The sequence below is a fragment of the Nonomuraea sp. NPDC049625 genome (assembly GCF_040675285.1).
GTDB lineage: Bacteria > Actinomycetota > Actinomycetes > Streptosporangiales > Streptosporangiaceae > Nonomuraea > Nonomuraea angiospora_A.
On record NZ_JBFAOQ010000005.1, the window covers coordinates 675,123 to 689,016 of the forward strand.

Consider the following 13,894-nt stretch of genomic DNA (forward strand, 5'->3'; position numbering starts at 1 on the left):
TCTTCCCTCACGTCTTCGCGCACACGTCCCGGTACGGCGTGGCACCCAGATACTCGTGCCACTCCTGGACACTGAGCGTGCGGCCGGCCCGCGCGCACACCTGGCCCACCATCGCCTCCGGCGCGACCGGCAGGTCATGAACCCGCTCCGACACGTCGACCACCCGCAGCAGTCTCCCGTCGCCGGTGAAGGCCATGAGGTGCACGCTGCCGTTGCTGTCGAGCCGGATCTCCCCGCCCAGCGGCTGCCGGGTCGCCACGTCCCACAGATGGATCCCACCGCCCGCGTCGGAGACGGCGACCACGTCCCCTCGGGGGGCGAACACGACGGCGTCGAACTCCTGGCCGGGAACGCGCAGGTCGGGTACGAGCAGCTGCCGGGCGCTCAGGTCCCACAGGCTGAGGCGGTGCCCGTCGTGCGTGGCCAGCCGCCGCCCGGCGGGATCGACGACCATGAAACCCTGGTTCCGCGCCGCGCCGAACCCGGTGCCGACGGGCTGGCCGGTCATGATGTCGTAGAACCGCCCGCTCGCCGACGCGATCGTCCTGCCGTCGGCGAGGAAGACGAAGTCGCGGGTGACGAACGGCAGTTTCACGCTGCTGACCTCCTTCCCGGTGCGCGCGTCCCACACTCGCAGGCGGAAGTCATCCTGTTTCTGATTGTTCTGGGCGAAGACCGCCGCGAACAGGCGGCCGTCCCTGCTGTAGGCCCCGCCCGTGGGGAGGAACGCCGGAATGCCCCCGAACGACCACAGCCGCCGCCCGTCGGTGAGGCTGTACGCGATGACCGCCTCCCCGTCCTGGAAGACCAGGCTGTCGTTGGCGGGGCTGAACAGCCACGGCGTCGGGTTGCCGGGATTGGGGTACGACGCGATCGAGCGCCGCGCGGCCACGTCCCACGTCCGGTACGCGGACGACGTGCTGATCAGCAGCCGGCGCGCGTCCGGGCTGATCGCTTCGATCCGCGCTCCGGAGGGCGCCCGGGCGCTCGCGGTGCCGGACCGCAGGGCGAGGCTGACGATGCGCTCGTCCACCCGGTAGCGCAGCGTCCGGCCGGTCGGGTCGAACCACACCTCGGTGACCTCGCCCGGCGCCTCGTATCTGAGGATCTCCTGGTGCGTGGTCACGTTCCAGACCCAGACGCGCTGCCCGCGCGCGCCGGCGACCAGCTGGTTGTCGGCGCTGAGCCGGACCGCCCACCGGGTGCCGGGGGCCGCCTGGCTCACCGCATCCCCCCAGGTCAGGCCATCCTCCTCCGCCTCCGAGTCGGCGACCAGCCTGCCCGAGGCGGTGTCCCGGAGCTGGAACCGCTCCCCGGCGCAGTACATGAGCCGGCTGTCCGCGCTGAATCCCACGACCGGTTCCATGCCGCAGCTCTTCTCGAGAGCGGGCACGCGCCGCATGCCCGGCAGCCGCCACACGCGGATCGTCTGCCCCGGGGGCGCCACGCTCGCGACCAGCCTGCCCGACGAGGCGACGGTGAACTGGGTGACCTCGCCCCACTCCCTGGTGGGGATCTCGCGGCCGCGCTCGGCGTCCCACAGGTCCGTCACGCCGTCGGTGACGCTGATCGACAGCAGCGAGTCCTGGTCGCCGAAATCGGGGCGGAGCAGCTCCGGGTCATCGCCCGGCTTCTTCTTGACACCGACGAGGCGGCCGGTGCGCGTCTGCCACACGGTCACGGCCTGGCCGGCCGCGACGGCCAGCAGCCGGCCGGTACGGCTCAGCGCCACCTGGTTCACGCCCTCGGCCAGCCGCGGCGAGGTCCAGGAGGCGACCTGGCGGCCGGTCGCGACCTCGTACACGCGCACTCCGCGCTCGCTCACGGCGGCGAGGACGCGGCCGTCGCCGCTGACCGCCCGCGTGGCCGCGCCCTTGTCGGCGGGCGGGCTGAACGACGTGGTCTCGCGCTGGTAGACGGCCGAGGTGAGGCTGGAGCGGGTGTCGGTGCCCGGGGCCAGCCGCCAGGCGGCGACGCTGAGCAGCATGGCCCGCACCGGGTTCACCGTGCGCAGGTCGGCGGCCTGGTGGACCAGCTCGCGGCCACGGGCGCGGTCGCGTTCGGCCGCCACCTGGTCGCGCTGCTCGGCGGCCTGGCGTCCCTGCTGGACCGCTACCCCGGCGCCGATCACCGCCACCACCAGCAGTCCCGCCAGCGCCACGGTGAGCAGGCGCCGGCGGCCGGCCCGGCGCCGGGTGACGCCGCTCGCGGCGCCCAGGAAGTCGCGTTCCAGCGGCGTCAGCGTCACCTGGTTCCGGCCGGTGGCGGCCCAGTCGAGCACGGCCTCGAGCCTGCTGCCCTGGAGCAGGTCGCCGTCCTTGCGGCCGTGGTCGTGCCAGGCGTGGGCGGCGCGGGAGATCTCGGGCAGGACGCCGAGCCCCTGCCGGTCGGCCTCCACCCAGCCGCGCAGCCGGGGCCAGGCGCGCAGCACGGCCGGGCGGACGATGCTCACCTCGCCGTCGCGTTCGGTGAGGATGTAGCCGAAGACGTCCAGGATGCGCCGCCGCTGCGCGGGCCGCTCGGGGAGCAGGTCGTCCACGGACGCGCGCCGTACGGTCTCCGTGCCGTCACCGTCGATCGTGATCAGCCGCAGCAGCAGGTCGGGCACCAGCTCGCGCTCCTCGGGGGCGAGCAGGTCGTACGCGTCCTCGGCCAGGGTGCCGAGCCCCGGGTCGGCCGCCGCGGCGCGCAGGCCCTCGCCGCGCTGGCTGCCCTCGCCGAGCGGGTCGATCGCGCCTCCGACCAGGGCGAGCAGCAGCCCGCGCGCGCTCGGCCGCCGCCCGGGGTCCTTGCTCAGCGCCGCCGCCACCAGCGGCCGCAGCGACGCGGGCAGCGTGTCCAGGTCGGGCTCGAAGGTGAGCACCCGGTGCATGACCCCCGCCAGGGTCTCCGCCCTGAACGGGTCCTGCCCGGTGGCGGCGAACACCATGATCCCGCCCCACGCGAACACGTCGGCCGCGACGCCGGCCCGGTCTCCGGAGAAGACCTCCGGCGCCATGTACGTGGGCGTGCCCGCGATGTAGTCGCCGGCCGTGCGCGACATCTCCTCGGTGCGGGCGATGCCGAAGTCGATCACGCGCGGCCCGTCGGGTCCGAGCAGGACGTTGTCCGGTTTGAGGTCCCGGTGCACGACCCCGGCCTCGTGGATCGCGGTCAGCGCGGTCGCCACGGCGGTGGCCAGCCGGTGCAGGTCGTCGCCCGCGAACCGCCGCCCGGCGCGCCGCAGGTCCACGCCCTCGACGTATTCGCTCACGATGTACGGCGGGGTGGCGGCCGGGTCGGCGTCGATCACCCTGGCGGTGCAGAACGACGCGACCCTGCGGGCGGCGGCGGCCTCCTTGGCCAGCCGGTCGCGTACCTCCGCGTGCAGCACCTTGAGCGCGTACCGGCCGCCGTCGTCGTCGTAGGCCTCATAGACGACACCCTGGCCGCCGGAGCCGAGCCGCCCGGCGAGCCAGTATTTGCCGATCTTGACCGGATCACCCGGCGCCAGACTCTCCACGTGACTTTTGATGCGGATGGGGCTCGATTGGTTGGCCTCACCCGGGCACGGGTGCCGTGGACCTGCGGACGATCAGCTCGGTGGCCAGCTCCACATGACGGGAGTCGATCCTCTCGCCGGCCGCCAGCCGCAACGCGGTGCGCAGCGCCATCCCGCCCATCTCCCGCAGCGGCTGGCGGACCGTGGTCAGCGGCGGCGAGGCCATCCGGGCGACCTGGGTGTCGTCGTAGCCCACGACGCTGAGGTCCTCGGGGATGCGCAGCCCGCGCGCCCGGGCGGCCTCCATGACCCCCAGGGCCAGCTCGTCGCAGCCCGCGAAGATCGCCGTCGGCGCCCGCGGCAGATCGAGGACGGCCGCGCCGCCCAGCAGCCCGTCGTGGTAGCGGAACTGGCCGGTCCACACGTAGCCGGGGATCACCGGCGCGCCCTCGGCCTCCAGGGCGGCGCGGTAGCCGTGCAGCCGGGCCTGGTTGCAGGCGGCGGTCGCCGGGCCGCCGACGTAGGCGATGCGGCGGTGGCCGAGCGAGAGCAGGTGGCGGGTGGCGGCCAGCCCGCCGGCGAAGTTCGTGGAGCCGACGCTGGTCACGCTGGCGCTCTGCAGGTTGAGCGGGTCGATCAGCACCAGCGGCAGACGGGCCCGCGCCAGCGCGGCCACCTGCTGGGCGGCCAGTTGTTCGCAGGTGACGGCGATCAGCGCGGTGCGGCCGGCGGCGACCAGGTCGCGGACCCAGGCGGTGCTGTGGCCGGCGTCCTTCTTGATGCTGACGACGATCCCGACGCCGATCTCGGCCCCGGCCTGCACGGCGCCCTGGATGATCTCGATGGAGTAGGCGTTCAGGTCGTCGTCGAACTGCAGCTCGACGCTCCCGCACGGCTCGCGCCGCGCCGTGGCCGGGACGTACTCGTGCTCCCGCAGCAGTGACTCCACCAGGGATCGGGTGGCGGGAGCGACGTCGCTGCGGCCGTTGAGCACCTTGGAGACGGTCGCGACCGACACGCCGGCCGAGGCGGCTACGGTGGCCAGAGTGGCGCGCCTGGGGGTGTCCGGCATCGTGCCTCCTCGCCTCGACGGGCGTGCCGCGGCCGGCCCGATCATCGGGGTGTCACAAGGGCGGACCGGAACGCGGGCTCGCAGCGGGCCAGGTGCGCCATGTCCGCATCGTAGAACCGGCCACAGCCCCGGACCACGTGGTTGACGCCGCCACCGGTCAGCACCTCTTCGTCGGCCACGGCCGCCTCCCGATCACCGCCGGGCCCGGACGATGATCTCCGGGGCCCGGCGGTCAGTGTGTCACGTGGCACCGGGACAGGGCATCCGAATAACGGCTCAGCGGCGGGAGCGGAAGGCCACGGCCGTCGTCGAGGTGATCGCCGACACCACCACGGTCATCACCAGCACGGTGTTGAGCGGGCTCTTGCGCCGGGCCGGGCCTGCCGCGGCCCGCTGGTAGCGCGTCAGCGGGACGGCCGCCTTCGGCTTGGGCGTCGTCTTCGTGGGGGTGGGCGTCGGTACCGGCACCGGCGCCGACCAGGGGGCGGACGGGCGCACCCGGCCCGCTCTCCTGCGCGGGCACTCCCCCACCTGAACATCCGCCGTGCACACGCCGTCCCGGTAGACCGTCACGTGCGGCAGCACGACCGCGGGGGGCGCCCAGCGCTTGCGGGGCGGCACCGAGATCGACACCTTGGGCCTGGGTGAACGCCGCGTCCGGACCCGGGGAACCGTCACCGTGGGGCCGACGGTCACGTTCTTCGGGGGCGCCGGCGGCGCCGGGGGACGTACGGTCACCCGCGGCACCGGGCGCGGCCACGGCACCCCGTCGGCCGCCGCGGGGCCCGCGACGGTCACGGCGGCCAGGGCGACGGCGAACAGCAGCGGAGCACGCCGGACGCCCACGCTCACACTCCCCCGCCGATGCGGGTGAACTCCTGCAGCGCCCCCTGGAACGCCTCGGGCCCGACGGCCAGCGGCCCGGCGAAGGCGTGGGAGATGTCCCACGTCAGGTAGATGCCGAAGCCCAGCAGCGCGGCCGTCGCCAGCAGCGGCAGCAACGCCAGCCCTCTCGGCCTGGCCCCCGCCAGGAACGGGAAGATGGTGACCAGAACCCCGGTGAGGATGGTCAGGTGCAGCAGCCCCGCGGGAGGCGTGGCGGCGGCGTCGGCGGTGCGCTGGGCCCGCGCGGTGGAGATCGCGCTGAGCTTCTCCAGCACGGCGCTCTTGGCGTCGTCCTGCTTGTCGCCGGTCACCTGCAGGTCGGTGACGCGGCCGCGCAGCTCGTCCATCCTGGCGGCGCCGACCGGGTCCATCCTGCCCTCGCCCATGAGCGGCCACTCGTCCCTGACCACGAACGTGATGTAGTCGCGCAGCGCCCTGCGCACGTCCTGGGGCGCGGTGCCCGGCAGTGCGTCGGCCGCCCAGTAGGCGTCGACGGCCGCCTGGCTCTCGGTGTGGGTGTTGAGGCGGGCGGCGTCGGCCGTGGTCCAGGGAACGATGATCGCGATGGCGAAGACCAGCAGGAACATCGCCGACAGCATCGCTCCCGCGTGCGCGACCGACGGCCCGCCGGGGTCGCGGTCCTCTTCGGCTCGTTTGACCTTCCTGAAGATCAGCGCGGTGAGCGCCACCGCGCCCACCGCCGCCACGACTGAGAGCGTGTACGCCACCATGAAGAATCTCCCGAAACTCATCGGATACGCAACGTCACATTACTATCACACAGTGCAATGATGGCGCGAAGCACAGATCGGTAAAGGCCCGGGCAACCGCGGGCCCGCGGCCGGGTCTGGCGCGAGTCGATGAACGGGATCGGGGCGGCCACCTGTGGCTACGCTCGTGACCGCCCCGCCGGGCCTCCCGTGTGGCGATGGTGACACGGGTCCGGGAGGCGTGCCCTCCTGCGCGGCGAGGACCGTGACCGCCCTGCGCGAACCGTCGGCAGCCCTCGCCCGCACCCCTCCCGATGAGGCCCGCCTCACATGATCCGCCGCCCCGGGGGCCCGCGCTTCAGGGAGCGCCCCGGGGATTTCCCCTGGAGTACGGGCCTTCGCGCCCGCGCGGCAGATCCGGCCACCCGTACGACGGCGGCGGGGACCCGGACCGGCCCCGGCGACCTGGGGATAACCCCTGGTTTTCGCGCGAACTCTGGACAAGGGGACAGGCAAGTCTTACTTGAGCCGCCCGCCCTGCCGCGCAACGTTGGATTTCCCAGCGTGCGGAGGCCGGTATGACGTTCGTCGGACGGGATCAGGAGCTCCGATGCCTGGCCGCGGAGTTCGAGCGCGCCCGCGCCGGACTGCCCAGGCTCGTGGTGGTCGAGGGACCGGCGGGGATCGGGAAGACGACGCTGGTCCAGCGGTTCCTGGAGACGTGCGGGACGGGCAACGTGCTGTTCACCGACGGCGACGAGGGTGAGGCGCTGCTGCCGTACGGGACGCTGACCAGGCTGTTCGGCGGGCTCCCCGCGCAGATCGAGGCGCCGGCCACGGCGGAGCCGCCCGATCCGCTCGCGGTCGGGGCGGCGCTGCTGCCGGAGCTGAGCGAGCGGCAGGCGAGCGAGCCGCTCTGCCTGGTCGTGGACGACGTGCACTGGGCGGACGCGCCGACGTTGCGGGCGCTGACGTTCTGCCTGCGCAGGCTGCGCGTGGACCGGGTCATGGCGGTGCTCATGCTGCGCGAGGCCGCCACGTTGCCGGGCCCCGAGGGGCTGCGGCGGCTCATCGCCGCCGACACCACCCACCGGCTGCGGCTGCGTGGGCTGCGGGAGCCGGAGGTGGCCACGCTGGTCGGCGGGCGGGTGTCGCAGCGGGCCGTGGCCAGGCTGGTCGCCCACACCGAGGGCGTGCCGCTGCACCTGCGGGCGCTGCTGGAGGAGGTGCCCCTGGAGGCGCTGGACGACCTGGCGCAGCCGCTGCCGGCGCCCAGGTCGTACACGATGCTGGTGCTGGCCAAGGTGGCCCGGTGCGCGCCGCCGGTGCGCGAGCTGGTCGGCGCGGTCAGCGTGCTGGGCATGTCGTGCCCGCTGCACCTGGCGGCGCGGGTGGCCGGGGTGGCTGAGCCGCTGCAGGCGCTCGAACAGGCCGTGCGCGAGGGCGTGCTGCTGGAACGGTCCTCTTCGCGCGGGCCCGTGGCGGCGTTCGCGCATCCGCTGATCCGCGCGGCCGTCTACCGCGACCTCGGCCCGGCGCAGCGCTCGGCCCTGCACGCGCGGGCGGCGCTGGTGGCGGAGGGCGAGCAGGCGCGGCTGCGGCACCGCATCGAGGCGGTGGCGGGCCCGAGCCCGGAGCTGGCCGCCGAGCTGGCGGAGCTGGGCCGGGCGCAGGTACGGCTGGGCGCGTTCGGCGGCGCGGCCGAGCATCTGAAGGCGGCGGCGGAGCTGTCGGGCGACCCCGCGCCGCTGGCCGCCGAGGCGGTGGAGGCGCTGCTGCTGGACGGCCGGGTCGACGAGGCGGCCGGGCTGACCGCGAGCCTGCCCGAGGACGCGCACCCGGCGGTGCGCGGCTACGCGCTCGGCCACCTGGCCATGGTGCGCGGCCAGGTCGAGGAGGCGCGGGCGCAGCTCATCACGGCATGGGAGCAGGCGGGGCCGCCCGAGTCGGGCCTGGCGGCGCGGGCGGCGCAGCAGCTCGCCATGCTCTGCCTGGTCAAGGCCGAGGGCGGCCAGGCCGCCCGCTGGGCCGAACGCGCCCGCGACTCCCCCGGCTACCGCCTCAGCATCGACTACAACCGCTTCACCCAGCTCACCGGCCTGGCCGTCTCCGGCGAGATCGACGCGGCGCTGGCCGCGACCGCCGACCTGCCGCCGCCCGCGTCGGCCACGATCGCCGACCTGGACGCGCTGCTCGGCCGCGGGCTGCTGCGCACCTGCTCCGACGACCTGGCGGGCGGGCTGGCCGACCTGTCGGGGGTGGTGGCGGCGTGCGGGGAGCGTTCGGTGCCGTTCCGCATGCTGGCCATGGCCATGCTGGGGCAGGTCGAGTACCGTTCCGGCCGCTGGGACGACGCCGCCCTGCACACCGAGACCGCGGCGTCCGTGGCCGACGACGCCGACCAGCGGTGGCTCTCGCCCATCTGCCACGGGCTGGCCGCCCTCGTCCCGGCCTCGCGCGGCGACTGGCCGCTCGCGGAGTCCCACGTCCGGGCTGCCGTCGCCGGCGCGGACTCGATGGCGGCGCTCGCGCACGGATGCAGCGCCGCCGCGCACCTGGCCGCCGCCAGGGGCGACCACGCCGCGACAGTGGCGGCGCTGGAGCCGCTGCGGGCGGTGGAGGTGCACGACATCGTGTACGAGCCCGGCGTCGTGCAGTGGCTCGACCTGTTCATCGACGCCCTGGTGGGGCTGGGCGAGCTGGACCGGGCCGAGACCTGCCTGGTCGCGGTCGAGCGGCTGGCGGGGCGGCGCGGCAGGCGTTCGGCGCTGGCCACGGCGGCCCGCTGCCGGGGCGGCCTGCACGCGGCCCGCCACGAGAACGCCCTGGCCGACACCGCCTTCACCACCGCTCTCGCGCACGCCGGGGCGGGGGCCGGGCTGCCGTTCGACGAGGCCCGGCTGCGGCTGGCGTACGGGCGGTTCCTGCGCCGGCTGGGCCGCCGCAGGCAGGCCCAGTCCCACCTGGAACTGGCGCTCGGGCTGTTCGCCAGACTGGGCGCGGCGCCGTACGTGGGGCGGTGCGAGCGGGAGCTGAGCGCGTGCGGGCTGCCGCGCGCCGGGTCGGGCACCTCGCCGCTGCTGCGGCTGACCCCGCAGGAGCAGGCGGTGGCGCGGCTGGTGGCCACCGGGATGACGAACCGGCAGGTGGCCAGGGAGCTGGTGCTGAGCGTGAAGACGATCGAGTACCACCTGGGGAACGCGTACGCCAAGCTGGGGGTGAGCTCACGCGTGGCCCTCACCACCAAGCTCATGCGCTGACCCCGGTGCAGGCGTTCGCCGGGGCCTCGCCCACCCGTCGGTGGTCGGGGTTCCGCTACGAGCGTTCCATGAGCAACTCCGACAGGCGATCCGCGAACTCGACGAGCCAGTCCAATCGCGGTCCACCGCGGGCGATGCGGAACCCGTGACGCCGACCCCAGAACGCGGCCTGGACGGCGTGGAACTGGGCCCAGCGCCGAGTGCGTTCGCGATCGAGCTCCGCCTCCTCGGCGAAGACGTCCAGCGTACGGTGGAGGGCCTTGCGCAGGTCGTCCGCTTCGAGGAGGGTCAGCGCGCGCGACTTGAGCAGCGTGCCGCCGTCGTAGGCGGGGTCTCCCGCGTGCCCCTTGGGATCGACGGCCAGCCATGGCTCGCGGTCGGCGCGCAGGATGTTCCTGGGATGGAGGTCCCCGTGGATGAGGACGTCCGGCTGGACGGAGCCCAGCTCGCGTACGGTCGCCACCGCGGCGTCCACCACGTGGCGCGGCAGTGTGTGCGGCAGCTCCTCGGCGTCCTTGCGCAGCTGCTCCTCCCAGGAGCCGGCCCGCTCCCGCAGCCGGGGCAGGCCAGGGGGCGCGGGGATGGCCAGGCGGCGATTGATCTGCCCCGCGACCCTGACGACCTCGTCGCCGTCCTCGGCCTCCGCCAGGGTCGACGCCTGGACCCGTTCGAGCAGCATGGCGAAACGCTCGTCGTCGCGCTCGTACAGCCGGACGGCTCCACGCCCGTCCCACGCCGCGAACGCGTCCGGCTCATGAACGTTGCCCGGGTGCGGGAACGACACCTTCAGCACGGCGTCCACCTCATCACCACGCCGCCGCACCGGGACGACGACCCCGACACCCCCGTGCATGACCTCGCCGTCCGGCACGCATCCCCAACGCTCCAGCAGTTCGTCCACGATCCCCGGCAGTTCGGCGAGCCACGCCGCGCCCGGGTCTCCCTCACGCTCGGCCGTGCTCCGCGCGAACACCTCCGGTATCCCGATCATCCGGGCACCCTACTCGCCGCTGCCACCACCCGGCGCGAGCTCGGTCGGGGTATAATCAGCTTGTCCTGAGCGGTTGGCCGCCCGGGATTTTGCTTTTCATGCCCACTCCTCATCGCATGATCCTGAACGCGGCCGCGCCTCTCTTCCTGTCCATGAGCGCCGGGGTCATCGCCCAGCTCGTCGGCACCTCCCTGCTCGGACACCAGGCGACGGTTCAACTGGCGGCCTTCGCCCTCGTCGGCGCGGTGCTGACCCCCGTCACCGCGGCCGTGTCCGGCGGCCTGCGCGGCATGGCCCCGTTCGTCGCGGCTTGCCGCGATCGTCCCGCCGAGGCGCTGCCCATCCTGAAAGATGCGCGTTGGCTGTCCCTCGTGCTCGGGGTGATCGGCGCAGGCGTCATGCTCGGCGTCCCCCTGATCGCGCGGGTCGGCGGGGTGTCTCGTGAGGTGACGGCCGAGTTCGGGGCGGTGCCTCAGCTCTTCGCCCTCCAGGTGCTGCTGGCCGCCGCGGGCGGAGGCGCCAACGGAGTGCTGATCGCGCTGGGACGCAGCCGGCTGGTGCTCTGGTCCAGCCTGTCGAGCACGGCCGTACAGGTGACCCTGCTCCTCCTCCTGGTGCCCAGGATGGGCATCCACGGCACCGCCATCGCGCTCCTGACCTCCACAGCCCTGGCCGTCACCGTGTCCAACGTTCTCCTGCTGCGCCTGCCGGGACTGGCGGGAGGATCGCCGTGGCCCGGACGCCTCCGCCCGCGGGAGATCTGGCGCATGGCCAAGGTGGGCCTCCCGATGTCGGCCACGGTGGTCATCAAGTTCACGGTCATGGGTGGCGCGGCCTACGCCGCCGCCCGGACAGGGGTTCAGGGCGCTGCCGCCCACGCGATCCTCACGTCGCTGGCCGGACCCCTCGGCCTGACCGCCTTCGCCGTCGGGCAGGCCGCGACGCCGGAGATCGCCAGAGCGACCTCCCCCGGCGAGGCCCGCCGCGTCAACCGGGCGGCCCTGACGGTCGCGGCCATCGGCGTGCTCACCAGCGCGCTCATCGTCCTCTCGCTGGGCGAGCCGGTGTTGGGCCTGTTCACCTCCGATGCCCGGGTGCTCGCCCTGACCCTGCCCCTGTTACCGCTGCTGGCGGCCTACACCCTGGCCGACAACTGCGGGATCGTGATGGCCACCGGCCTGACGGGTCTCAAGCGCTCGACCTGGACCCTGGGCTCGGCCATTGTGGGGAACGGCCTGCTCGCTCTGGCCATGACACCGGTGACGACGGCCTGGGGCCTGGCGGGCCTGTGGATCGCGTTGACCGCCAGTCGCCTGCTCGTTCTGGTCACGCAGACCGTCGGTTTCATGCGGCACAGCGCACGCGATCGATGACAGACTCAGCGGCTCGACGGCACGTCGAGGCCCATCAGGGGCAGGCAGGGCTCAAGCCCGTCGATCTGGACGGGAACGGTGCGGTGCCGCTCCCACGCGTCCCTGGTCAGGCGCAACCGGTGCTCCACGACCATCTTCCCGTCCAGCGCGTGCCGCCAGTGGCCGTCGGGCTCGTAGCCGAGCTTGCGGGAGACGGCCAGGGAGGCGACGTTGTGCTCGAGCGCGCCTGACAGCGCCACCTCGGCGTCCAGACCGGCGAAGGCGAGGTGGAGTACGGCCGCCCGCATCTCGGTGCCGATCCCCTGCCCCTGGTGGCGGCGCCCGAGCCAGGAGGTCGTGCGTACCTGACGCGTGATGCCCAGGTCCCGGGCAGAGAGGCTCTGCTGCCCGGCCACCACACCGTCCCGGAACACGGTGAGGTCGAGCGACCACTCCTGCGGCGTCCACGCGCCGAGCTGCCGCCAGTGGTGGTGGACCACGCTGCGGGCGGCCTCGGCGGGCGGCGCGTCGGTCCACCGTACGAGGAACGGCGAGGCGTCGGGGTCATGGACGCCGTCGGCGGCCAGCCCGGCCAGCTCGGCCAGCTCCTCGGGCGAGGGCAGCCGCAGCTCGAGCCGCGGCGTGGTCAGCCGCAGCCCGGCCGGCGGAAAGTGATCGACCAGCATGACCCCTATCGTGATCGCTGACCGGGCGGCACGTCATCCGAGTTTCCGCCCCTGCCGACACCACGTTCGGCGGCACCTTCATTCGCCTCGAGGGGCCAGGGGCCATCATGATGGTGGTGTCCGAGCTGACGGCCGGCACCGATGGGCTCGGCTGCCGGCTCACAAAACGCTGCCGGAGCGTGGCCCCGTCCTGGCCTGACGCTGACAGGCGGCCCTCGCCGCGGCTTCTCTTCGACACGGAAAGCATCGCAGCGAGATCCGCCGATACTTCAGGTTCCGGGAGTGCGCACTCGCCGGCTTGGACAAGGCGGCCTCGCGGCTGGCCGCGAACGTGTGCGACAAGGAGCGGCAGACCGACCGGGTTCGGGAGGCGCTGCTGGTTCACCCGCGGGAGGAGAAGCTCGGACAGCCCGCTCCGGATCGGATCCGCCGCGGTTTCGGGGCTGTGGACAGGTCTTTCTGCACGCGATCTGCACCTCCCGCCCGCAGGGTTCTGCTCGCAGACGTGCAAGCATGCCCGGCGTGCGCAGATATGTGATGATCGCCGTGTTGGCGCTGCTGGCGGCGGGTTGTGGTTCGGGAGCGAAGACCGCTCCCGAGGTCGCCGGATATGTCGAGACGTATTTGCAGGCGCACCCTGACGTCAAGCGGATGGCGAAGAAGGGGGCCCAGAGCGCCACCGTGGTCATCAAGGGGCAGGACCAGGATGTCTCCGCCGATCTGGGCGATGGCTTGCGCGGACGGCTCATCCGGACGGGCGGTGCCACGTATATGCAGATGCTGGAGGAGGAAGTGGCACCGGGCAAGACCTGGGACAAGATCACCAAAGAGCACGAGCCGTACAATCTCTTGGGCATCAGCGTGGCGACAAGCCAGGCTACGACGCTGGTGAACAGTCACCGGGTGCATGCACTGCTGGCAGCGCGGGGACGAGCGAGCGGCCCCGTACTCGATGGCGGGCTCGACCGTTACACGGTCACCATCGACGTGCGGGCGGCACTCGACGGATTGGACCTCAGCGCGTTCCTGGAGGTGTACGACCCGCTGCCGATGCTGCAGGACACCGAGGACGAGTACGCCATGGTCCGGGCCGGCGACAAGGCGGCGCAGGGGCGGCTGCTCGACAAGTTGCTCGAGGAGTTCGGCGCGCAGGCCACGTACGAGCTCTGGCTCGATGGCCAGGGGCGGCCAGTGCGGCAACGGCTGACCGCGAAGACGCCGATGGAGATCACCTTCTCCAACTGGGATGACACGACGGTGGCCGCTCCTCCGGCCGATCAAGTCCGGGTGCTGGCGAAGTGACCCCGCACCAATGTGACGGTGTCCCGATGCCGGTGAGCTGGGTGGGCTGGCTGACGAGTGCCGGGTTGAGCGAAGCCATGAAGCAGCACCGGTTCATTCCAGATGGGCAGGAGGCGCTCCGCCGGTACCTCGAGGCACGTTCGGCTTCACCTGGC

Annotated in this window: 10 protein-coding genes; 3 read left to right on the forward strand and 7 right to left on the reverse strand. The window is 73.4% G+C overall.

Annotated features, from left to right (window positions below; genetic code table 11):
- Positions 1 to 7: 7 nt before the first annotated feature.
- The 5 genes from AB0J87_RS25650 to AB0J87_RS25670 form a co-directional block, all read right to left on the reverse strand.
- A complete protein-coding gene (locus AB0J87_RS25650) occupies positions 8 to 3,502 on the reverse strand; it encodes a WD40 repeat domain-containing serine/threonine-protein kinase (RefSeq protein ID WP_363968953.1) in 3,495 nt (1,164 codons plus the stop codon).
- 37 nt (positions 3,503 to 3,539) lie between these two features.
- Positions 3,540 to 4,553, reverse strand: coding sequence for a substrate-binding domain-containing protein (locus AB0J87_RS25655; protein ID WP_363968955.1), 1,014 nt, complete (start codon positions 4,551 to 4,553; stop codon positions 3,540 to 3,542).
- Between the two features lie 41 nt (positions 4,554 to 4,594).
- Positions 4,595 to 4,732 carry a hypothetical protein gene (locus tag AB0J87_RS25660; RefSeq protein WP_363968956.1) on the reverse strand — a complete coding sequence of 46 codons (138 nt, stop codon included), beginning with the start codon at positions 4,730 to 4,732 and terminating at the stop codon, positions 4,595 to 4,597.
- 97 nt (positions 4,733 to 4,829) lie between these two features.
- Complete coding sequence (locus AB0J87_RS25665) at positions 4,830 to 5,399, reverse strand: hypothetical protein (RefSeq protein ID WP_363968958.1); 570 nt, start codon at positions 5,397 to 5,399, stop codon at positions 4,830 to 4,832.
- 2 nt (positions 5,400 to 5,401) lie between these two features.
- Positions 5,402 to 6,190, reverse strand: coding sequence for a hypothetical protein (locus AB0J87_RS25670; RefSeq protein WP_355199184.1), 789 nt, complete (start codon positions 6,188 to 6,190; stop codon positions 5,402 to 5,404).
- Positions 6,191 to 6,726: 536 nt separating this feature from the next.
- Between AB0J87_RS25670 and AB0J87_RS25675 the strand changes: the two genes are divergently transcribed.
- Positions 6,727 to 9,408: an AAA family ATPase gene (locus tag AB0J87_RS25675; RefSeq protein ID WP_363968960.1), complete on the forward strand. Its 2,682-nt coding sequence runs from the start codon at positions 6,727 to 6,729 to the stop codon at positions 9,406 to 9,408.
- 55 nt (positions 9,409 to 9,463) lie between these two features.
- On the opposite strand, the gene AB0J87_RS25680 is transcribed toward AB0J87_RS25675, so the two are convergent.
- Positions 9,464 to 10,399 (reverse strand): aminoglycoside phosphotransferase family protein, encoded by a 936-nt coding sequence (locus AB0J87_RS25680; protein ID WP_363968961.1) that lies wholly within the window; start codon positions 10,397 to 10,399, stop codon positions 9,464 to 9,466.
- Between the two features lie 98 nt (positions 10,400 to 10,497).
- Between AB0J87_RS25680 and AB0J87_RS25685 the strand changes: the two genes are divergently transcribed.
- Positions 10,498 to 11,772 (forward strand): MATE family efflux transporter, encoded by a 1,275-nt coding sequence (locus AB0J87_RS25685; RefSeq protein WP_363968963.1) that lies wholly within the window; start codon positions 10,498 to 10,500, stop codon positions 11,770 to 11,772.
- Positions 11,773 to 11,777: 5 nt separating this feature from the next.
- Here the strand turns inward: AB0J87_RS25685 and AB0J87_RS25690 are convergent, their stop codons facing one another.
- The gene (locus AB0J87_RS25690) at positions 11,778 to 12,437 is read right to left on the reverse strand and encodes a GNAT family N-acetyltransferase (RefSeq protein WP_363968965.1); all 660 of its coding nucleotides are present in this window, start codon (positions 12,435 to 12,437) and stop codon (positions 11,778 to 11,780) included.
- A gap of 522 nt (positions 12,438 to 12,959) precedes the next feature.
- On the opposite strand from AB0J87_RS25690, the gene AB0J87_RS25695 reads away from it, so the two are divergent.
- Positions 12,960 to 13,739, forward strand: coding sequence for a hypothetical protein (locus tag AB0J87_RS25695; protein WP_363968967.1), 780 nt, complete (start codon positions 12,960 to 12,962; stop codon positions 13,737 to 13,739).
- The last annotated feature ends 155 nt before the right edge of the window (positions 13,740 to 13,894 follow it).